This is a genomic window from Romboutsia lituseburensis DSM 797 (assembly GCF_900103615.1).
Lineage (GTDB): Bacteria > Bacillota > Clostridia > Peptostreptococcales > Peptostreptococcaceae > Romboutsia_F > Romboutsia_F lituseburensis.
On sequence record NZ_FNGW01000001.1, the window covers coordinates 353,976 to 373,739 of the forward strand.

At 26.0% G+C, this 19,764-nt stretch carries 31 protein-coding genes; 7 read left to right on the forward strand and 24 right to left on the reverse strand.

Annotated elements, in window-relative coordinates:
- Positions 1 to 48: 48 nt before the first annotated feature.
- From BLP75_RS01630 to BLP75_RS01665, 8 genes are all read right to left on the reverse strand, one after another.
- The gene (locus BLP75_RS01630) at positions 49 to 552 is read right to left on the reverse strand and encodes a gluzincin family metallopeptidase (protein WP_092722219.1); all 504 of its coding nucleotides are present in this window, start codon (positions 550 to 552) and stop codon (positions 49 to 51) included.
- A gap of 305 nt (positions 553 to 857) precedes the next feature.
- Positions 858 to 1,262 carry a DUF3997 domain-containing protein gene (locus BLP75_RS01635; protein WP_092722221.1) on the reverse strand — a complete coding sequence of 135 codons (405 nt, stop codon included), beginning with the start codon at positions 1,260 to 1,262 and terminating at the stop codon, positions 858 to 860.
- A gap of 133 nt (positions 1,263 to 1,395) precedes the next feature.
- The gene (locus tag BLP75_RS01640; protein ID WP_092722222.1) at positions 1,396 to 1,905 is read right to left on the reverse strand and encodes a hypothetical protein; all 510 of its coding nucleotides are present in this window, start codon (positions 1,903 to 1,905) and stop codon (positions 1,396 to 1,398) included.
- A 9-nt stretch (positions 1,906 to 1,914) separates the two neighbouring features.
- The gene (locus BLP75_RS01645; protein WP_092722224.1) at positions 1,915 to 2,175 is read right to left on the reverse strand and encodes an autorepressor SdpR family transcription factor; all 261 of its coding nucleotides are present in this window, start codon (positions 2,173 to 2,175) and stop codon (positions 1,915 to 1,917) included.
- A gap of 187 nt (positions 2,176 to 2,362) precedes the next feature.
- Positions 2,363 to 3,076: an alpha/beta hydrolase gene (locus tag BLP75_RS01650; protein ID WP_092722226.1), complete on the reverse strand. Its 714-nt coding sequence runs from the start codon at positions 3,074 to 3,076 to the stop codon at positions 2,363 to 2,365.
- Between the two features lie 293 nt (positions 3,077 to 3,369).
- On the reverse strand, positions 3,370 to 3,816 hold the full coding sequence (locus BLP75_RS01655; RefSeq protein WP_092722228.1) for a hypothetical protein: 447 nt from the start codon (positions 3,814 to 3,816) through the stop codon (positions 3,370 to 3,372).
- Positions 3,817 to 3,941: 125 nt separating this feature from the next.
- Positions 3,942 to 4,322, reverse strand: coding sequence for a hypothetical protein (locus BLP75_RS01660; RefSeq protein WP_092722230.1), 381 nt, complete (start codon positions 4,320 to 4,322; stop codon positions 3,942 to 3,944).
- Between the two features lie 225 nt (positions 4,323 to 4,547).
- Positions 4,548 to 5,186: a hypothetical protein gene (locus BLP75_RS01665; protein ID WP_092722232.1), complete on the reverse strand. Its 639-nt coding sequence runs from the start codon at positions 5,184 to 5,186 to the stop codon at positions 4,548 to 4,550.
- Positions 5,187 to 5,575: 389 nt separating this feature from the next.
- Between BLP75_RS01665 and BLP75_RS01670 the strand changes: the two genes are divergently transcribed.
- Positions 5,576 to 5,908 (forward strand): hypothetical protein, encoded by a 333-nt coding sequence (locus tag BLP75_RS01670; protein WP_092722234.1) that lies wholly within the window; start codon positions 5,576 to 5,578, stop codon positions 5,906 to 5,908.
- Positions 5,909 to 5,988: 80 nt separating this feature from the next.
- On the opposite strand, the gene BLP75_RS01675 is transcribed toward BLP75_RS01670, so the two are convergent.
- The 3 genes from BLP75_RS01675 to BLP75_RS18055 form a co-directional block, all read right to left on the reverse strand.
- Positions 5,989 to 6,483, reverse strand: a complete 495-nt coding sequence (locus tag BLP75_RS01675; RefSeq protein WP_092722235.1) for a GNAT family N-acetyltransferase — start codon at positions 6,481 to 6,483, stop codon at positions 5,989 to 5,991.
- A 90-nt stretch (positions 6,484 to 6,573) separates the two neighbouring features.
- Positions 6,574 to 7,248: a flavodoxin family protein gene (locus BLP75_RS01680; protein WP_092722237.1), complete on the reverse strand. Its 675-nt coding sequence runs from the start codon at positions 7,246 to 7,248 to the stop codon at positions 6,574 to 6,576.
- A gap of 134 nt (positions 7,249 to 7,382) precedes the next feature.
- Positions 7,383 to 7,523, reverse strand: coding sequence for a glycine zipper domain-containing protein (locus BLP75_RS18055; protein ID WP_170827921.1), 141 nt, complete (start codon positions 7,521 to 7,523; stop codon positions 7,383 to 7,385).
- Positions 7,524 to 7,732: 209 nt separating this feature from the next.
- Between BLP75_RS18055 and BLP75_RS01685 the strand changes: the two genes are divergently transcribed.
- The 3 genes from BLP75_RS01685 (at position 7,733) to BLP75_RS01695 (ending at position 8,441) form a co-directional block, all read left to right on the forward strand.
- On the forward strand, positions 7,733 to 7,954 hold the full coding sequence (locus BLP75_RS01685; RefSeq protein WP_092722239.1) for a DUF1659 domain-containing protein: 222 nt from the start codon (positions 7,733 to 7,735) through the stop codon (positions 7,952 to 7,954).
- A gap of 98 nt (positions 7,955 to 8,052) precedes the next feature.
- On the forward strand, positions 8,053 to 8,280 hold the full coding sequence (locus BLP75_RS01690) for a DUF2922 domain-containing protein (RefSeq protein WP_092722241.1): 228 nt from the start codon (positions 8,053 to 8,055) through the stop codon (positions 8,278 to 8,280).
- A gap of 14 nt (positions 8,281 to 8,294) precedes the next feature.
- Positions 8,295 to 8,441, forward strand: coding sequence for a YvrJ family protein (locus BLP75_RS01695; protein WP_092722242.1), 147 nt, complete (start codon positions 8,295 to 8,297; stop codon positions 8,439 to 8,441).
- 92 nt (positions 8,442 to 8,533) lie between these two features.
- Here BLP75_RS01695 and BLP75_RS01700 read toward each other — a convergent pair whose 3' ends face one another.
- From BLP75_RS01700 to BLP75_RS01725, 6 genes are all read right to left on the reverse strand, one after another.
- Complete coding sequence (locus BLP75_RS01700) at positions 8,534 to 8,827, reverse strand: nucleotidyltransferase domain-containing protein (protein ID WP_092722244.1); 294 nt, start codon at positions 8,825 to 8,827, stop codon at positions 8,534 to 8,536.
- A gap of 240 nt (positions 8,828 to 9,067) precedes the next feature.
- A complete protein-coding gene (locus BLP75_RS01705) occupies positions 9,068 to 9,481 on the reverse strand; it encodes a hypothetical protein (protein ID WP_139149817.1) in 414 nt (137 codons plus the stop codon).
- Positions 9,482 to 9,607: 126 nt separating this feature from the next.
- A complete protein-coding gene (locus tag BLP75_RS01710; protein ID WP_092722248.1) occupies positions 9,608 to 10,054 on the reverse strand; it encodes a GNAT family N-acetyltransferase in 447 nt (148 codons plus the stop codon).
- Between the two features lie 108 nt (positions 10,055 to 10,162).
- Complete coding sequence (locus tag BLP75_RS01715; RefSeq protein WP_092722250.1) at positions 10,163 to 10,435, reverse strand: CD3324 family protein; 273 nt, start codon at positions 10,433 to 10,435, stop codon at positions 10,163 to 10,165.
- A gap of 275 nt (positions 10,436 to 10,710) precedes the next feature.
- Positions 10,711 to 11,601, reverse strand: coding sequence for an AraC family transcriptional regulator (locus BLP75_RS01720; RefSeq protein ID WP_092722252.1), 891 nt, complete (start codon positions 11,599 to 11,601; stop codon positions 10,711 to 10,713).
- Between the two features lie 123 nt (positions 11,602 to 11,724).
- The gene (locus tag BLP75_RS01725; protein WP_092722254.1) at positions 11,725 to 12,351 is read right to left on the reverse strand and encodes a GyrI-like domain-containing protein; all 627 of its coding nucleotides are present in this window, start codon (positions 12,349 to 12,351) and stop codon (positions 11,725 to 11,727) included.
- Between the two features lie 257 nt (positions 12,352 to 12,608).
- Here BLP75_RS01725 and BLP75_RS01730 point away from each other — a divergent pair, with 257 nt between their 5' ends.
- The gene (locus tag BLP75_RS01730; RefSeq protein WP_092722256.1) at positions 12,609 to 13,598 is read left to right on the forward strand and encodes a serine hydrolase domain-containing protein; all 990 of its coding nucleotides are present in this window, start codon (positions 12,609 to 12,611) and stop codon (positions 13,596 to 13,598) included.
- A 96-nt stretch (positions 13,599 to 13,694) separates the two neighbouring features.
- Here BLP75_RS01730 and BLP75_RS01735 read toward each other — a convergent pair whose 3' ends face one another.
- From BLP75_RS01735 to BLP75_RS01750, 4 genes are read right to left on the reverse strand one after another with little or no spacing between them, the layout of a single operon-like run.
- Positions 13,695 to 14,396, reverse strand: a complete 702-nt coding sequence (locus BLP75_RS01735) for an ATP-binding protein (RefSeq protein ID WP_242872359.1) — start codon at positions 14,394 to 14,396, stop codon at positions 13,695 to 13,697.
- Positions 14,377 to 15,303, reverse strand: a complete 927-nt coding sequence (locus BLP75_RS01740; RefSeq protein ID WP_092722260.1) for a DnaD domain protein — start codon at positions 15,301 to 15,303, stop codon at positions 14,377 to 14,379. Before BLP75_RS01740 ends, BLP75_RS01735 begins: the two co-directional genes overlap by 20 nt.
- Positions 15,304 to 15,340: 37 nt before the next feature.
- Positions 15,341 to 16,531, reverse strand: coding sequence for a YqaJ viral recombinase family nuclease (locus BLP75_RS01745; protein ID WP_242872360.1), 1,191 nt, complete (start codon positions 16,529 to 16,531; stop codon positions 15,341 to 15,343).
- Between the two features lie 16 nt (positions 16,532 to 16,547).
- Positions 16,548 to 16,739, reverse strand: a complete 192-nt coding sequence (locus tag BLP75_RS01750) for a helix-turn-helix transcriptional regulator (RefSeq protein ID WP_092722262.1) — start codon at positions 16,737 to 16,739, stop codon at positions 16,548 to 16,550.
- Between the two features lie 250 nt (positions 16,740 to 16,989).
- Between BLP75_RS01750 and BLP75_RS01755 the strand changes: the two genes are divergently transcribed.
- Together BLP75_RS01755 and BLP75_RS01760 are read left to right on the forward strand one after the other, a co-directional pair.
- Positions 16,990 to 17,325 carry a helix-turn-helix domain-containing protein gene (locus BLP75_RS01755; RefSeq protein WP_092722264.1) on the forward strand — a complete coding sequence of 112 codons (336 nt, stop codon included), beginning with the start codon at positions 16,990 to 16,992 and terminating at the stop codon, positions 17,323 to 17,325.
- Positions 17,326 to 17,349: 24 nt separating this feature from the next.
- Positions 17,350 to 17,841 carry a hypothetical protein gene (locus tag BLP75_RS01760; protein ID WP_092722266.1) on the forward strand — a complete coding sequence of 164 codons (492 nt, stop codon included), beginning with the start codon at positions 17,350 to 17,352 and terminating at the stop codon, positions 17,839 to 17,841.
- A gap of 33 nt (positions 17,842 to 17,874) precedes the next feature.
- Here the strand turns inward: BLP75_RS01760 and BLP75_RS01765 are convergent, their stop codons facing one another.
- The 3 genes from BLP75_RS01765 to BLP75_RS01775 all read right to left on the reverse strand — a co-directional run bounded on the left by BLP75_RS01765 (position 17,875) and on the right by BLP75_RS01775 (position 19,762).
- Positions 17,875 to 18,297 carry a VOC family protein gene (locus BLP75_RS01765; protein WP_092722268.1) on the reverse strand — a complete coding sequence of 141 codons (423 nt, stop codon included), beginning with the start codon at positions 18,295 to 18,297 and terminating at the stop codon, positions 17,875 to 17,877.
- Positions 18,298 to 18,422: 125 nt separating this feature from the next.
- A complete protein-coding gene (locus BLP75_RS01770; RefSeq protein WP_092722270.1) occupies positions 18,423 to 19,154 on the reverse strand; it encodes a CPBP family glutamic-type intramembrane protease in 732 nt (243 codons plus the stop codon).
- Positions 19,155 to 19,408: 254 nt separating this feature from the next.
- Positions 19,409 to 19,762 (reverse strand): DUF1048 domain-containing protein, encoded by a 354-nt coding sequence (locus tag BLP75_RS01775; RefSeq protein ID WP_092722272.1) that lies wholly within the window; start codon positions 19,760 to 19,762, stop codon positions 19,409 to 19,411.
- Positions 19,763 to 19,764 lie beyond the last annotated feature (2 nt).

Here is a 19,764-nt window from a genome sequence, read left to right on the forward strand (position 1 = left end):
ACTTTTCAAATTTTACCATTCAAGCCTGAAATATGACCATTTACGCAGTTATTTAGATTTAATACTTAAATTAAACAACCACAGTCTCCATTTTTCTTCAAAATTAACTTTGTCTTCTTTTATAAAACCTATAACATCACTACTTCCGCAGTTTCTCATTATATTAAGTACTGTATCAAATCCATAAGTATCATTTATATACTTAACAAGAGTCCATCCCCAATCATAAGAAAGCATAACATCATCAATTATATCTGAAATTTTAGGTATTTTGTTACTTGCTATTCCATCAATTACAGGTTTATTAAATTCATCTTCATACTTATATTGCTCTGATAAATATACAGCTAGACCTTCACTAAACCATCTCGCTATATTCTCCATATCTACACTTAAATGCTCATGAAACATATGAACCATCTCATGTATTAAAAGTCTTTTGTACTCTTTATAGTCATATTTATATATTGAATCAGTTTCGTATGCTGATGGGCATAGAAGAATTAAATCAGTTCTTTGAGGCTGTGCAATTCTCCCTTTACTTGTGGGCATTTTTATATTGATCTTTAAGATATTTAGGATAAGATATTCAAATTCATTTCTATTTGGTGCTAGATATATATTAATTTTATTTTTAAATATATCTTCTTCTACTAAAAATTGTTTATATAATTTATTTATACATATTTTAGCGTTTTCTAAAGTTTCTTTAGCAAATACATCATTGTTATAAAATACAACTACATTTTCATTCTCTACACTATTGTACTGAATATTATTAATCGTTTTAATAGCTCCCCAACTCCTTTTTATTCAATTGTATCAGAAATTTTTAATGTAACAATAAGATGTTGACCTTATCTTATCTTTTCATATTCATCTAAATCTTTTAGAGTAACACTGTCAGATATTTTTTCATTTTTCTTTGCTTCTCTAAACTTTTCTTCTGTAAATGGTCCACGCACTATTGGTACTTTTGTATCTAATAGATAATAATTATCTAAGTTTGTTTTTGCAATTATGTATCTATCATTGTCATGACCTACTTTTGTTACATATTCACCTTCTTCTTCGTAAGTAAGAAGAGGTATTAATACTTTATCATAACTGTATTCAGGGGATCCAATGTGTACACGTTCTGCTGATGTTCTTATTACTTTAAATCCATTTATTAATTCTATTTCATAGTCTTCAGCACCAGCACAACCAACCATTCCTATCATTAATAAAGTGATACTTAAAATAAGTCTAATTTTTTTCATTTTATGTCATCCTTGATTTATAAATTTTTACTGTTTTATATAAATTGATACTGAAATTTTTACTGTCAATATAAAACTTACCTTATCTGTATCTATTGTATAATCAACATATTTTCATTATATTTATAACTATTTATTTAATATTAGTAACTCTAAATTTATTACTATAATAAAGCAATAAATATAATGAAGGTAATGCAAACCAAATAAAATTACATACTGTTTTAACATTATTAGCATCAAAGTAAAAACTCAATATAATCATTGAAATTCCAATAAAAAACGATAAATATGCAAAACCTTTACTCGTATTTTTCCAAATTTTCTCATCCCCCATTGCCCAAGTATTACTTGCACATATATTTTTATAAATTTGTAATTTAGGTAATGAGTTTCCAAAATACATAATTATAGTAGCATTTATTATAACTAATATTTTATCATTAACTCCAGAAGAAAATATATCATCTAGACCTATTGATAGAATTATAAAACTACCTATAGCAAATATTAAAAATATTATTTGTAGCTTTCGAGCAGTTTTAACCTTAGGATTATCTTTTGAAAGCCCTAAAGTTTTTGGTGCATTTATACAATTTATAATTGATAATGTTACAAGTAATATTAAACCTACACTTTCCATAATACCCTCCTATGCTTTTTTAAAAATATCTAAAAAATTTCCAAGTACTTCTTGAAGAACTGATAAATTTATAGAATAAATTAAAAATTGTCCCCTTTTTTCTGAGCTAATAAGCTCTGCTTCTTTTAAAATATCCAAATGCTTAGATATTGCCGGTTTAGACATATTAAAATGACTGGCTATCTCTCCTGCATTCATATCTTTTTCATTAAGTAATCTTAAAATTTCTCTCCTAGTTTCATCACTTAATGCTTTAAATACTTTTACCATAGTGTCCTCCTTGCTATAAATATAAATATTTAACTAATTAGTTAAATATTTATATTTATAGTATATACATTAATGCAAAATAAATCCACTATTTTTATAAATCATTTATAAAATAGTGGATTTATTCTGATAATCTATTTAACAGGTATATATATCTGCTTTATATATGATACCTACTTTTTATAAATTATATAAGTTTACATATATTATTTGATAGCCATTTTTCAAAAAACTTTAATTGTTCTTTTGTATGAAAATAGTGTTCTCCTTCATCCATTACAGCAATATTGCACTTAAATTTTTCTGCAAAGTCAAATACAAACTCTGTTTCACATAAATCATCTTTTGATCCATATAATATGTTTGTTGGATTATGCCATATTTCAATTGGATTATCTTTTACATAACAATAATAGTCCCAATATAGTTTTTGTCCTATAGGTGTTTGTATTGTTTTCTGATTTTTTAATTCTTCTTCATCTATATTAAACCATTTCATCATGTTTGTTATAATTCTTTCCATATTCACAACTGGTGAAAGAAACAGTGTTTTATTTATAGGTTCATCTTTATATGCTAGTAAACTAAAATATGCTCCCATACTACATGCAAACAAACTAATATTGTTCCAATGCTGTTTTGCATAACTCATAACTAAGGCAAGCTCTCTTACACAATTCTGTACTTTACACGGTGTTCCTTCTTTATCTCGTTCACCATGCTCAGGTAAATCAAAACTAATCACTTGATATCCTAATTTTACAGCTTGCTCTGCCAATATAACTATAACATCATCTTCTTTGTTTGACATATTTCCATGTACTGTTATAAATATGTTTTCTGAACTTTCTCCCCATAAAATTGCAGGTATTTCTTCTATTTTAAAATACTCTTTTATCATCATATCCTCCTGTATTATAGAAGTTTTATCCTCCATAATTCTTTTTGCTTTTCATATATTCTCATAAATAAAACCTCCTTTCTAAATATTTAGTAAACTGTATTTTTTAATACTAAGTATAATATAGCACATATTCATTTACTTTTACTTTTCTACCGTATTATAAATATTAAAAAAACTTAATCTTAACGTAGTATATATAGTATGTATGAATAAAAAAATCCATTTGATTATATAATCAAATGGATTTTTCAGTTCGCATTATATTAATATTATCTATTAAATCTCCTTAACTAATTGAAATTTATAATTCTTCTCTTTTTTAAAAGTGTTACACCTAATATAAATGTAGCACACCCTAAAATTATAAATGGTGTCCATAATATATTCCAATAGCCTGCTTCAGTGTTAAACATTGCAAGAAGTAGTTGCTTCCAAAAATCTAATCCAGTTACAATAGCAAATAGATCAAATAATACATAACTACCACCAAATATATATATCCATCTCCACCAGTAGTTATGATGAATATTTTTAATGAAGGTTATAATTCCTGATATACAAAGAGTAGCTAGTATACCCATTAAAGTATAATAAAACAATCCTTTTTTATTCATTATATTAATCCAAAAACTAGCATAACTTTCTCTATCTAAGATTGCCCATATTCTATGCATATGAAATAAACCAAAAAATATAAAAAAATAAGGTTCATAAATTTCAATTTTTAACTTCTTCATAATATATCTCCTCCATAAATTCATATTTATCTATGTAATACAAAATGTTAGGTTACTTAACATTTGATAACAATTATGCACTTTGATTATACAACTGAATAATCTTTTTATTTGGCTGTGTTAAACTATTTAAATTTGAAAAAAATTAAATACATAATTAATAATATCCCATATACATGCTGAAGAATAATATTAACAAATATATATTTTTTAGTACTTTCATTTTCGATCTTATCATTTAAATATTTCAGAGTATATTTACCTCTAATCCATTCAGATGTTAAAGCTACCATAATTGTTAATAAGATTAAATATATATTTATATCTAAAGATATCGTAATTGCAATAGCAATTATTATGTTTGATATAAGATTTTTTCTTGAAAACTCTAAATCTTTAATTTCATCTAAAAGTTCTTCATTTGGTTTAAGTGTCTTTTTTAATAAATCATCTGAAAAAGTGCTACTTATTAAAAGCAAAACAATAACAATAACAATAACATCCATAGTGTATCCCCCAAACTCATAACAAATAATATTCTCTGTATAATTAACTAAGTAAATAGTATCATACATATTTTTATTTCACATTATATAGTAATTTTGAACTTGTTTTTATTATAATACTTACTAATTATCCACTCTATAAATATACTCTTTTGCAGCTCTTCATTTTAACAAATAAGTTGATATTACTTTAATGCACAAAATTTAAATGCACAGTTATCGTCACTATATAAAAAATCTTAATAAATATGCTAAAACTATGGCACTTATTAAACTACATATACTTTTCTTTGGTGTATCATATAAAACAATTAATGTAATTATGAAAAATATGGTATTAATTGCACTTGTAAAATAGAAATACCACATTCCTAAACTGAAAGAACATAATATCATTACCGCAATTACAGCTATATTAATTATAAATGATAGAGTTCCACAACCTTTAGCATACCAACAAATAAACGCCATAAAAGGAGATAGTAACATTATTGTGTACCATATCATCATATAGCTCATAGGATTAAATCCTGCAAAAACAACGGTATACATATGATAACTAATATTCATTCCTAAAAAGAATAAAAATACATTGATACTTGCCCGTAACGGTGTACTACTAAAAACAGATATAGATACTGCTATTAAAATCCACACTCCTATCATTGAAAATATATTCCTCAAATCAAGCATTTCTAAAACATATTGCCACCAAATATTATTATCTACCATCATATTGTCTAGCCATTTTGAAAAAATTCCAAGACTAATTCCCAAAATAAAAATTAGAATTGTATTAATTATTTTTTTTGAAGCAGTCAAATCATTTTTAGGAGTTCTTATTTGTTCTAAAAAACTTATCACTATCTCACTCACTTTCCTATTAATTTAGATTATACTATCTATTATTATATTTAATCTATTCATTAAAAAATAGAATTTATCTATTTTATATATTCTCCAAATCCAATCTTAAAATATGGCATCCCTCCATATCAATTCCTATTTGTCTACTTAATATCAAAATTACGTTACTTAACATTATATAATAATTATGAACTTGGATTATATTATACATAATATTGAATTATTTTCCAATTATAGAATAGTCTCGTTGATTCGAAGTGATAAAAACTACCACAACTAATTACGAATTAAGAGTGTATTCTCATTAATAATCATTAATGGTAAAATATTTATAAATAAGAGTACATTTACTATTAGGAAGATATAATATCTGGGAAGGAATCAAAATGAAAAAAATTTTTAAAATAATGTCTATAATATTACTAGTAATTGTATCAATTAATGTATTTTTCTATGTAAAGTATTTAAACCTTGATACTTACACATGGAGCTCTGATGGTACAATATTAACATTAGAAAATAAACAATATAAATGTGAATCATTAGATAATTCAGTGGACTTAAAGCTAGATACGCAAATAGGTAAGATTAAAAACGAAGACTTTTTATTCAGAATATGGTCTATTAAGGGAGAAAGTATAAATGACCGCATAGCTATTAGAGGCTTTATGTTTCCATCAGAGGCATACAGTAGGATTGATACGTGTATAAAAAAATAGGAGCACATGCTCCTACACCTTGATTCATAATATATTAAATGGTTAATTTTTATATTTTAATCAATTTATTAATATAAAATTTAATTTATAAATTGGAATTTGACTTGAGGAATTGATTTATCCTCATTGTCTTCATCAACTTTAATTATCTGTCCTCCCATTTTTTTATAAAACTGTTGTGCTGATAAATTATACTTATTACATGAAACAATAAACGCTGTTACTCCTTGATTTTTTAATTCATTTTTTGCGAATTGAAATAAATCTAACCCTATCCCTTTCCCTTGATACTCTTTTGCTAAATACAACAAACCTATATCATGAGTATGTTCATCAAAGGCTCTTAGAATTTTACCATAACTCATATATCCAATAATCTCAGAATCATTTAAAACAACAATTAACTTTTGTGATTGCTGTTTTATCATATCCTTAAATTTATTTTCATTTAAATCGATATCATATTTATCTAATTTTTCATCAGGATAAATTCCTCTATAAGTAGTTTCCCATACCCTTCTTTTTAATATGGCTAAACTTCTACAATCTTCATTTGTTGCAATGCGAATGTTCATTTGTTATCTCCTCTTAATTTCTTTATCTGATTCTAATTACTAAATTTCTATTTGTATATGTAATATCAAAAGTTACGTTGCTTCAGATAATTATTTTATCCAACCTTGACTCTTCCAATAATCTGTTTCAACTTGATTCCAAGGCATCCTATTTTGCATTATCGCCATCATTTTAAAATAAAATCTTGTTTTAAAACAAGGCTTACTATTGCCAACTCTTTTATTTATGTTTTTTGCTATTTTATTTATATTTTTATCTAGTTTTTGTAGCTTTCCTTTACTTGCTTCTTCTATCGAAAATGAACCTATTGTAAATGCAATCTGATAAACTCTTCCCACAGACCACCATATCATTTGTTCTGTAATTTGTTTGGTGGTTTTTGATGCACCTGTGCCTGCAGTTGTTGATATTGCTACCCCAATTTTTGAACGCATATCTACTGGGCGGTGACTCATCCATCTGTAAGCTAGGTGATCACAAAATGATTTCAATTGTCCTGTCATTCCCATACAATAGTTTGGTGAATCTAAAATAATAACGTCAGATTCATCAATCGTCTTAATTATAGAAGATATTTGTTCATAGTGAGGGCAAAAAGATTCACCTTTCATAATACATTGAGCACAACCACAGCAAGGAGAAACTTTATTAACATTAATCTCAACAATATTATCTTCTGAGCAGTTTAGTTTTTGTAGTAAAAGTTGCGTTACCTTAAATGTGTTCTTTTTATGTGCTTGCCCATGAATAACTGCAATTTTCATAATCTTTTTCACTCCTCCCTTATAAATATTTACTATTAATTTACTTATTTTATCAGATGATTTCTTCTTATAATTTTAATAAATATATTTATATTAATTTAACATGTAATAATTTATTGATATAAAATTTACTTTTATTTATTTTTTCCACTATCTAATCCTGCTCCAAGAGCCAAACCAATACCTATTCCAATAGCTAAATTATCAAACACTAAACCAAAAGAAACACCTAAGCATAGCCCTAGCCCTACATAACTTATATTTTTATTTTTCATATCTTTCCCCTTATAAATTCCTATTTGTCTATGTAATATCAAATGTTACGTTCCTTAACATTATATAACAATTGTGAATTTATTTTTATTATAATATTCACTAATTATCCAATCTATAAAATTATTTCCTAAAGAATTTTAATATAACATATCTTATAAACTTACTATACTTATCTCAAGAAACAAATAAAACTTAAGGAGGTACAAACATGGCAATAGCTACAAAAAATCCATCAGGATTAAAACTAAAATTCCAAATAGGAACAGATGAATTAACAGGAAAAGCAAAGGTAAAAACAAAAACTTACTCAAACTTAAAGTCATCAGCATCAAATGATGAGGTTTATGCAGTAGGAGAAATATTATCAACTCTACAAAGCTACACATTATTAGAAGTAGCAAAGATAGACAACACAACACTATCAGCATAAAAGTAATCTTAATAACACTATGCTTTACACCAACTATATACCTAAATGATGTGTAGTTGGATAAAATTTACTTTAATTAAAAAATGGGGGTATTTATTATGGAAATAAAAAAGAAATTAGTTATGAACTTTAAAACAATACTAGGAAAAAAAGTTGCTATATCAGTTGATAATCCTAGAGAAGATTTAAATGAAAGTGAAATAAAAACTGCTATGGAAAACATATTAGCTAAAAATATATTTACAGCAAATGGTGATGATTTGGTTTCATGCGTTGATGCTAAAGTAGTAGAAACTGGAACTACTGATTATGATTTAGGATTATAATCTAAGGGATGATTATGGATGGTAATTTACAAACACTCATAACTAATATGGGTTTTCCAATAGCTCTTTCTATGTATTTATTAGTTAGAATAGAAGGAAAACTAGCTAATTTAACAGATAGTATCAATGAATTATCTAAAAATATATTAAATATAAAATAAGGTAGGATAACTCCTACCTTGTTTTACATATATTATAAAAACATAAATTAATTTAATATTCTATAAAATCTTGTTTTCTTTCATCTAGTTTTTTAGCCATTGTATATCAATATCCCTTCATTTAGTATATTATCTATAAGCTCTTTTTTTACTAACTCGTTGAAATTTAGTATGTCAAAGCTTAAAGGGGTGTTTATTTCTTCTATGTCCATACTTACCTTAGCTTGTATTAAATGGGTTATTTTTTCTCCAAATAAGCAAATGTCAACATCCGAATTATAGCTATTATCTTTTCTTGCTCTTGACCCAAATAATAATACTTTTTCTATTTCTTCATATTTTTTAAATATTTTTTGTAGCTCTAGTTTTAACTTTTCATCTATCATTAAATCACCTTATTTAACTTGTATTTTATTTTTATATTCTTTAATTATTGATTTAAAACTATTAATTTTAATATACTTACTATTATACACTTTTTATAAAATTTTGTAATATGTGCATTTAATTTTATATTTAAATTATTATAAATATTATAATTAATTAACTCATTTTGCTTGTTAAGTATAATCATAAAAATATATGTTTTTCAAATATTAAAACATGATGCTATTGATCTAATTTAATTACTTATTTTTTAAATGTTGTAATATTTTATAACCATCACTTGTACAACCAGCGTAAGGTCTGTAAGAATACTTTATAGGTAAAATAGTTATTAAAAATTCAAATGCACTAAATAAAAACAATCCATTAAATGATAACATTAAAACATATGGTAAGCTTGAATTTATTAGATAAATATATAGCGAGATTGAAATTAATAGAGTTGTTAATGGACCTCCTAAAGTCATCAAAATCAACTTAATTCTATTATATATTGATGTGCTATCTATTGGTGTCCAATTTACATAACCATAACATACATCTAGTAAAGACTTGTATCCATTTAGATTGATTCCCAATCTATTTAGTTTTATTGTCTTATTTAAATCAGAATCTCCTATGTTAATAATAACTTCTCCTTTTGTAAATATCAATGCTGGAAAGGTTTATGTTTTCAGCTAATACATACAGTACAATTAACATGTGTATAAAAATAGAGTAATAATTTTCAATATTATTACTCTATTTCTATTTATTTAATAATTTTATAACTTGTATTCTTATTTTAATTTCATATGCAATATAGGGAATGGATTACCTTGTTCATCAAACTCAGATCTTTGTATAATTTTAAATCCCATGTGTTTATAAAATCCTACTGCTTGTGGATTTTGCTCATTTACATCTACATACTTTACACCTAAAACTTCTATTGCATAATCTACAAGTCTTTTGCCAATTCCATTTCCTCTACTTTCGTTACTTACAAATAACATTTCGATTTTAAAATCATGTATTCCCATAAAAGCTTTTATAATGCCTTGTTTATCTCTTACACATAAAAGTTTGCTAACATATTTAGCACCTTCTACAACTTGAGGCTTTATTGAGATGATATCCTCTTCACTTAAAAAATCATGTGTAGCTCTTACTGATGATTCCCATGTATCTAATATTTCATCTATATCCTTATCATTAATACTATTTAAATTCTCTATTTTTATCATTTAACAATTCCTCCTAAGTAAGTATGTCACTTAATATTATACGTTAAATATAATTTAAAAAGTTTATTAAGAACATTTCTGTAGTAATTATAATAAATTAAATATATTTTATTTATTTTTATAGGCATATAATATTCTTCTAATACTACTTTCAGATAAAAAATAATCTATAGACAATTGTTTAATTGATGTTCCTTGCAAGTACTTATTATATATTTCAAAATTTCTTATTCTTAATTCAGCTTTTATTCCACTTACTTCACCCCAAGATTTTTTGTTGTTATTTTTCTTTGGAATGTATATATAATCACCATCAATGTAGTTTTGTACTAAATCTAAAACCTCTTTAGGTAATATATTTTGTGCTTTTTTATATTTCATAAGTATTTCTCCTATTTATTATTAGAGCAAATATTTAATCAAAAACTGCACAAAACATCTATTTTATTGCTCCTTACAAACTATGCTTTGATATTATTGCAGCTTTTGCTTGGAGCTAAATTAATTAATCTAATTTTACAAAACATAATGACACCTACCTTCTTGCATATTTATATTATTATATCATAGATTAAATTCTAAAAATAAGCTTAATAAAGCTATAATTTGCATTAATTATGCATCTAAATAATATATAGCTGGGTAAAATTGTATATCTATCTTTCAAGTACAGGAACATAAATATCCATAACAGTATCTTTTCTACCGTGGCATCTTTCATCATAAAATTCAAAATCTATTTTATCTTCATCAAATATATATTCACTATCTTTAAACCACTCTTCAAATATATATTTCCAAGTTTCCTTTATTATTTTGGCAAAATCTTCTTGATCTTCATCATTACTTGTATCTACTGGTGGAGTTGTAAATACTGCATATGTTGCTTCTGGAATATCTATTGTAATCATATCTTCTGTAACACATTCAAAGTCATTAACTACTACCCCCAGAAGATATATAGCCTCTCCATTTTCACCATTAGACGGTATACATACACCAACTTCACCATGTCTTTCTGGTTTTAAAATTTTATACATTTTACTTTCTAAATTTTCACCATTATAATTACTCCAAAATGAAGCAATATCCTTAGTAAAATTCCCATTAGAAATATTTGTTTTTATACCATATCCTGCAACTTTAAATGCAGGTTTATTTACAATAACAGGATTCATAATATAACCTCCAATTTTATAGATTGATTCTTTATTACAATAGTAGCCTTCCATACGTTTTATATATTGCGTTGGGCTAAATCCATACTCTTTTTTAAATGCTTTAGAAAATCCATTATGTGTATCAAATCCATACTCCAATGCTATATCTATAATTCTATTTCCATCAAATAGTTTTGTAGCTGACAAGGATAATCTTCTTTTCTTTACATATTCCATTAAAGTTATACCTTGGCACATATTGAATATTCTACAAAAATGAAAAGTAGAATATCCATATTCACTTGCAATTAATTCTGGAGTTAATTCACTTTTTATATTTTCTTCAATAAACTCAATGGATTTTGCTATTAACTCGCTATAATTCAACTATATCACCTACCTTAATCACTTGATAATTAAAGTATATCAACTAAATTGAAGTTCTATTGTTCCTAAATTGCTATGTTTTTAGAGGTGTATTAAAACAGATATTTTACCGGACGCTTATATTTATAATTGAGGGTTTACCAAATATCTAAGAACTGTTTTTAATTTAGAAGCTTCCGTTTTTCTAAAATCTGAAAGATAAATTTCTTTATGAGCTAAAGTCTTTATTTCTAGATTATTTTCAACACAAAACTCTTTCATAACTGAGAAAGTTCTTGGCTCATCGTCATATGGTCCTACATGAAGCATTTGAACACAAAGACCTTCTTTGATTGATTCAAACTCTACTTTTTCTAATAATGGATGGGGTTTCTTCTTTTTAACTATTTCCATAGCTGTTTTTACAACTTCTTCTGTTACAAAATCAGGTTGTCTAATCATTAATTTATAAACAAGTTCGTCTTTGTTTAAAGTTTCTTCTAATCTACCTTCTTCTGTTAAATCCCATATTCCTTCTAAAGGATATACTGTATATTCAAAATATCCATCTGGAGTTATTCCATTTTTAGGCATCATCCTAATTGCATAAGACAACGAGTATAATACGCCTATACATTCTTTGAAGGCTTCTGTATTTGGGTTACCTTGCCCTTTTAATGTGAAATACTTAAACTCTGGTATTTCTACTAACTGTGGTTTTTCTTTTGGTATATAATATTCCTTTTCTTTTTTTCTCCACTCATATTTCATAATTATTCCTCCTTAGTTACTAGGATTGCTATCTCTGTAATATATAATATAAATAACAATACCACATATATATAAGGAAGAATAGCAGTATTAAGTACATATTATCTAGTACTTCCACTTCCCCCTTATAATTTAAATATTTCAAAGCATATTTACATATAAAAAATTAGGACTAAATATGCTTTTGACATCATATAAATAAGTAGCATTTTAGAGATTTGATTTATAATATTAAACTCGAGGAAGGTGAAATTCAATTGAATATAAACGATTTAATAAATAAAGATTTTAGTGGAGTAATACGTATAAAAAAATGTGAAAATATAATTTTAGAAAAAGCACTTGGATTAGCAAATATTTCATATAATGTAGATAATGAAATTGACACAAAATTTGCTATAGCTTCAGGAGGAAAAGTTTTTGTTGCAGTTGCAATTCTAAAATTAATAGAAGATGGAAAACTTGCTTTTGATGATTGTATAGGTGATCTTTTAGATATAGATCTAAAAGAGATCGATCCTAAAATTACAATCCACCAATTATTAAATCATACTTCTGGAATTCCAGATTATTTTGATGAATCTGTTATGAAAGATTATGATGAACTATGGAAGGATTATCCTAACTATAAAATAAGAAATTCTATAGATATATTACCACTTTTTATAGATAAGCCAATGATGTATCCAAGGGGAGAGAAATTTCAATATAATAATACTGGATATGTAGTTTTAGGTCTTATTATTGAAAACATTTTAAATATTCCTTTCGATAAGTACCTAGATGATATTATATTTAAACCTTGTAATATGTTAAATACAGGATATTATGAACTTGATAGGCTACCATCAAATTGTGCTACTGGATATATTTATGATTCTGAAAGAAAAGAATTCTATAGTAATATTTATAGCATAGATGTAAAAGGTACTGGAGCAGGAGGTGTATTTACGACTGTTTCAGATATTGATATGTTTTGGGAGAATCTATTAAATGGAAAAATACTTTCAGATAAAATGTTATCCAAAATGCTATCACCACAAGTAAATGAGCAATGTTATGGTTATGGAATTTGGTTAAAAAAGGGATCAGATGATATATTTACTCCGTATTTACAAGGATGTGATCCAGGAGTTAGTTTTATAACATCTTTTGATAGACAGAGAAATACATGTATTATACTAATAAGTAATTTTGGTTCTAATGTATGGAAACTACATAAGGATATCTTAAATGAGTTGTTGTAATAAATTAGATAAATAACCCCACCTTAATATATTTAAAATATTAAGGTGGGGTTATTTGCATGCTGAAATTAGCACTAAGTAACTTAACATAGCCTTTTATTTTGAATATATTCTATAATTTAATTTCTTTCCTTTTATAGTTACCAAATAGTCTTTGCTCATTTCAATCAATCTGCTACCGATAGCTTCATCAATATCTAAAAGTTCCTCAAAAGACTTTTCTGTACTAACAATTATAGGCAAATTATTAAAATACCTATGATTTATAAGTTCAAAAACAATATTTATATCACTGTTTGTAATGTTTCCTTTAAACAAATCATCTATTAAAAGCACTTTGGCATTTTTATATCTATTCATAATTTTATGATAGTAAACGTCATCCATAACATTTTGCTTAATACTTGTTAAAACATCTCTATACCCCATATATACAACACCAATTTGATTGTCCATAAGTTTATTGGCTATAGCTAATGATAAATGAGTTTTCCCGGACCCTACTTGCCCCATAAACATAATAGAATTATGTCTAGTATCTAATATATTTTCAAAATCTTTAACATATTGTTTTGCTTTTTTATATGCATCTATAGTCTGCATACTATGTGAGTAATCAAAATTATCAAAGGTTTTATTTCTAAATTCTTTACTTATACCGCTTTTTTCAAGTATTGCTTGTGCTTCTCTCATTTCTCTACATTCACAAGGATATGCTTCATTGTCTTTTATAATAAATGTCATATCTCTACATTTAGAGCATTTATATTGTATATTTTCATTTTGTAAGTTCTTCAAATTCTCTTCTGGCTGCTTGTAGTTGTTCTTTTGTTGGTTTTTGATAAAGTCCTTCATCCTCATCTTCAAGTGATTGGGCATATTTAGATTTTGAATGCTTGTGTTTATATTCTCCATTTTTTCCCCCTCTATTTTTTATTTTATATTCATAGTTATTTAAATCATTTATATTTTTTATATTATTTTCTCTCCATTTTTTAATTATGCCACTTATATAGGCTTTATTCATCTTGCCTTTATTTGTTGCTATCTCTATGGCATGTTTAAATAATTCATAGTCTATTTCTTTGTATAATTCATATAACCACGTCTCTATTAGGTTATTTATAATTCCTATATTTTGTTCATATAAAATTTTATATTTATCTATTTCTTCATTATAGTTTCCTTTATTATTTATATTTGCTTTTTTTGTCGCTAATCCTTTTCCTGTTTGTTTTTTTATATTTTTTTCTATAACTTGAATTTGTGTATCATTTAAATTATCTTCATCATTTGTTGTTAGTTCGTCTATGTTTATTATGTAATTTTCAGCTTTACATTGTTGTAAAAATAAGTTTATGAATGATTTATTCTTTATTTTTGACAATTCATTTTCTATACATTTTTTAACCTTTGGGCTATTTATTTTATTATGTCTTAGCCAGTTTTTCACATATATTTCTTTAGTTTCATTGCTATATACTATCTTTCCGTAACTTTCAAATCTCTCTAAAAGCTTTTCTACACTTTCTCTGTTATACCCAGTTTCGGTTTCTATTATTCTCTTTGGTAATTCGTATATACCACATTGACTTGTTTTGCTATTTGTTAGTAAGTAAATGTAAAAATACTTTTCCTCTGGTGTTAAATCTAGTATAAATCCGTCTTGCCAATAATCTATTTGAATATTTCTATAAATTGCCATATTATCCCCCATAAATTCATTTTATATAATTTTATTATTAAATTCTAAACACTCTAGTATTTGTAACTTTCATATATTTTGCTGCTATTTCTGGTTGTTCTTTTTTAAGTAGTGTTGTATCTATTGTAGTTTTACTTTGATTTTTCCAAGTTATTTTTCTATCTCCTACATAAGCTATTTCATATTCTTGTATTTGATCTTTTAAATATTGTTCTATAGCCTTTTTCTCTTTTTCATATTTTTTTATATCTTTATGTAGCTCATCATATCTATTTAAAATACTTTCTTTCTCAAATAATATTAAGGTATCTTCTTTGCTGTATTTGTATTTATTGTTTAAGTAATTAGAATAATCACAGCTTCCATCTGGCATAGGTATTTTATCTCCTATTATGCAGTCATTCCAAAAGCTTTCTTCTACTTTCATAAGGTCTTTTATAATATTTTCATCTCTATCTATTTTATGAATTATTAATTCTTCATTTCCTATAAGTGCTGCTACATAGGCGTGAGTTGCCCCACTTACTGCCATATAGTGATAGCATTGAATTTTATATTGTAGTGGTACTTCTTTTATCCATTCTTTTTTTACAAAACTATTTGTAACTACACATTCTAAAAATGCTTTTTCTCCAATTACTGCTTTGTCTATATTAGCTATGGCAAATGGATATTTATCATTTCTTAGTCCCCCATTTACACTTCTAACTTTTTTTCCTGTTTTTGATGTAAATTCACGTGCTACAAAGTTTTCTAATTTGTTACCTAATTCCATTTTGTAATTTTTAGACTCATCATGATTTTTATATGACGGTGAAGTTAAAATATTATTGCTTTCATAGTTATTATTTAAACTACTTTCTTTGATATCATTATCTATTTTATCTAAGTAAATAGTTATAGCACTTTTATAAGGATTTGCTCCAACTATACTAGCTGCATCACTACCTCCTATACCTTCTTTCCTAGCTTTTAGCCAATCATTTTTACTCATATCTTTTGTTTCATAAATTACATTTGCATCTAAGTACTTTCTAGGTTTTAATTTTTTTGATTTTAATTTTTTATCTTTTGATTTATTAGTTTTAATGTTACAATCTGTGACTATTATATTTTCTACGTTATCTACTGTAACATTTTCATTTGTTATTGTTTTTAGTATCTTACATAATTCAATTTTTGCTAAGTATTCATTATTATTTTGTAGTGTTATAGTTATTTGGTTCATTTTTTCCCCCTGTTATTTAATTCATTTTAAATATATCTTCATAATTACAATCAAGTACATTTTTAATTTTTACTGCAACCATATGAGATGGATTTCTATCCCCACTTTCAATCCTATTGTAATGAGTTCTACATATAGACACTTTGTCTGCTACTTCTTGTTGAGTCATTTTTTTCTTTTTCCTTTTTTGTATAAGGTTACTCCTCATAACATATCCCCCTTTTATGTGTCTTTTAGTGACGTTTCATAATTACAGTATAGTGTCGTATGGTAACTAAATCAAGCATTTTTTACAAAATTTGTTATTTTTATTGCTAAATGTTTACTAGATGACACGTTTTATAGTAAAATGTAATTATGAAGATAATTTTTCAAAAATTATTTTCTTTAAATTAAATAGTATATTTTTTAAATTATATAAATTGTGTGTATTTTAAATTTAAATAGGTGGTGATTTTATGTCATTTGGTTTGAGATTAAAAGAGCTTAGAACAAAACGTAATGTAACTCAGCAGCAACTGGCTGATTATATTGGTGTTGGAAGAACTGCTATTGCAGGATATGAAACAAAAGACAAGTGTCCTGATTTTGATAAGCTTAGACTTATTGCAAAGTTTTTTAATGTTACTACAGATTACTTGTTAGAAATTGATGATAATGAAAAAAGATTAGATAGCAGTGATACAACTATTGCTACTCATAGAGTGAATTTTGGTGAAGATTTACCAGAGGAAGCTTATGAGGAATTGGAGTCTATTTTAAATTATATAAGACATAAGTACAAAAAGGATTAGTTTTTCAGGGGGATTTTGGGGATTATGGATAAGTTAGAAGAATTATTCAAGTTATGCGAAAAAGAAAATATAAAAATTGAGTATGTCACTTTTAGTTCAAGTGTACTTGGTCTTTATGTAAAAGATATAGATACTTATCCTGTTATATTATTAGACAAAAGTTTATTAAGTAATAGGTTAAAGTCTATGGAGGTACTGTCTGAGGAAGTTGGACATTTTTATACTACTACTGGAAATCACGCTATTAGATTGCTTCATTATAGCAATAGATTGTGCTTAAATAGTGTTGAAATTAAGGCTTGTAGATGGGCGTGCAATTTCCTTATTGATGATGATGATTTAGTTAAATGTGCGCTGTGTTCTACTGATTTATATGAACTTAGTGAAATGTTAGATGTTCCTCATGTGATGCTTTTGCATAAAATAAAATTTTTAAGTTTAGAAAAAGATTTTATAACTTCTAAATGTGGTCATACGTTATATATAGAAAATGGGTCTAGGTTGTACTTTAATTAATACATACCTTGCCCCATTTTCTTTTTATATTAATTATTTGACTCTCTTGAACATTGGATGATTTTCATTAAACTCTATTAAATCCCATAAGTTCCCGTATAAATCCTTAAATACAGCAACAGTTCCATAATCCTGTTCTTTAGCTTCTCTAACAAATTCGATTCCTATATTTTTCATTTCATTATAATCACGCCAGAAATCATCAGTTCCTAGGAAAAGAAAAACTCTTCCACCTGCTTGATTTCCTATAAAATCCTCTTGTTCTGGTTTAGATGCTCTTGCAAGCAGTATTGCTGTTCCATTTGAACCTGGTGGAGATACCACTACCCATCTTTTATCTTGCTCTGGCTGATATGTATCTTCTATTAATTCAAAATGAAGTTTATTTGTGTAAAAATCAATGGCTTCATCATAGTCTTTTACTACTAAAGCAATATGTACAATTGATTGAATCATAAAATTTCCTCCTCTATGCATTCTAAGTAACTAGTAGTAAATATATCTACTAAAAGAATTATCAAAACTACTAATCCTATTATATCATATGAACAATATACTAATACCTGTATTATCAGTAGTATTTATACTCCAAATACACAAAATCTTATAAAATCAACAAAAGCATGTGAACCCATAGCAGATACTAGATTAAACTTTCTTTGCATTAAAGCAAAAGGGATACCAAACAAAATAGAAAGCATAATCATATTTGAAATACTGAAATTTTGCAAATTGAAGTGGATAAGAACATGTGGTACAACCATAATTGTATAGCATAAAATATTTTGAAGTTTTGAAAGCTGTTGATTCTTAACTAAATGAACACATAGTGCAAAGAAAAATAATCTAAAAAATATCTCTTCAAACACACCTGCTCTTAGAGCATCCAAAAACCACTTAATTTTAAAAGATACATTAATTGGTATAGAATTCTTTGCTAAAAAGGCATTGATAAACCCTAAAATTCCACCAATTCCGAAAATCAATATTAGTGTAATTAAAATATTATTGTTTTTGGTATTTTTAAATAAATAAATTTTATTGCTACTATTTTTAAAAATCATCATAGAAGCTATATATGGTAAAACTACAGAAAATCCCATAATAGGGCTTGATGGAATACATAAAATTCCAAATACAATTCCCATTGTAATATCAAACTTATTGAAACTTTTATAACTGTAAATTATGTAAATAGCAATTAAATTTATTATGATAAACCATAAAAATACCATATTTAGCATGGCAGATAAAAACCATAAAGTAATAAATGAAGTTAGAAGTAAAAACAACTTTATAGTATCTTTTTTCATATCACTCCTCCTAAAAAATATTAATGATCCTAATATGCTGTACACTAATTATTGTATCATAACTGATTCAATAAAATATAATTATCTTGATTTAGTTATCTTAGATATACTTATTTACTTATAAAAAATAGCCGACAACTGTGATATATAACCCCACGTTGTCGGCTCTGCGTCTTATAAAATGGCTCTTTTTTATTGATGCAAATCACACATAATAACCATTCACATTTGCGCATTCTAACCTCTCTATTTAGTTATTCTCTTGTTTTATCAGTAGACTTTTTTATTGCCTCATTAACTTCTTTATTAACAGATTCCTGATAAATATCTGCATAGGTTTTTGAATCTTTGATTAACTCGTCACAGAAAGCTGCTACATCATTTCCAGTTACTTCTAATACATCTTTACCTAAGGATACACCTTCTTCAAAGAAATCAACAATTCCCGAAAGTAAATCTATACCTTCAGTTAGCTCAACAGGGCCTACCTTAAAAAGATATTTTTGAATTTCCTTATAAACAATTTGATAATCTTTTGGAAGTGCTTTTACACGTGCTACATGTGCTCTCCATTCTTTTTTACCTTTGATTATATCTTGTATTCCCATTG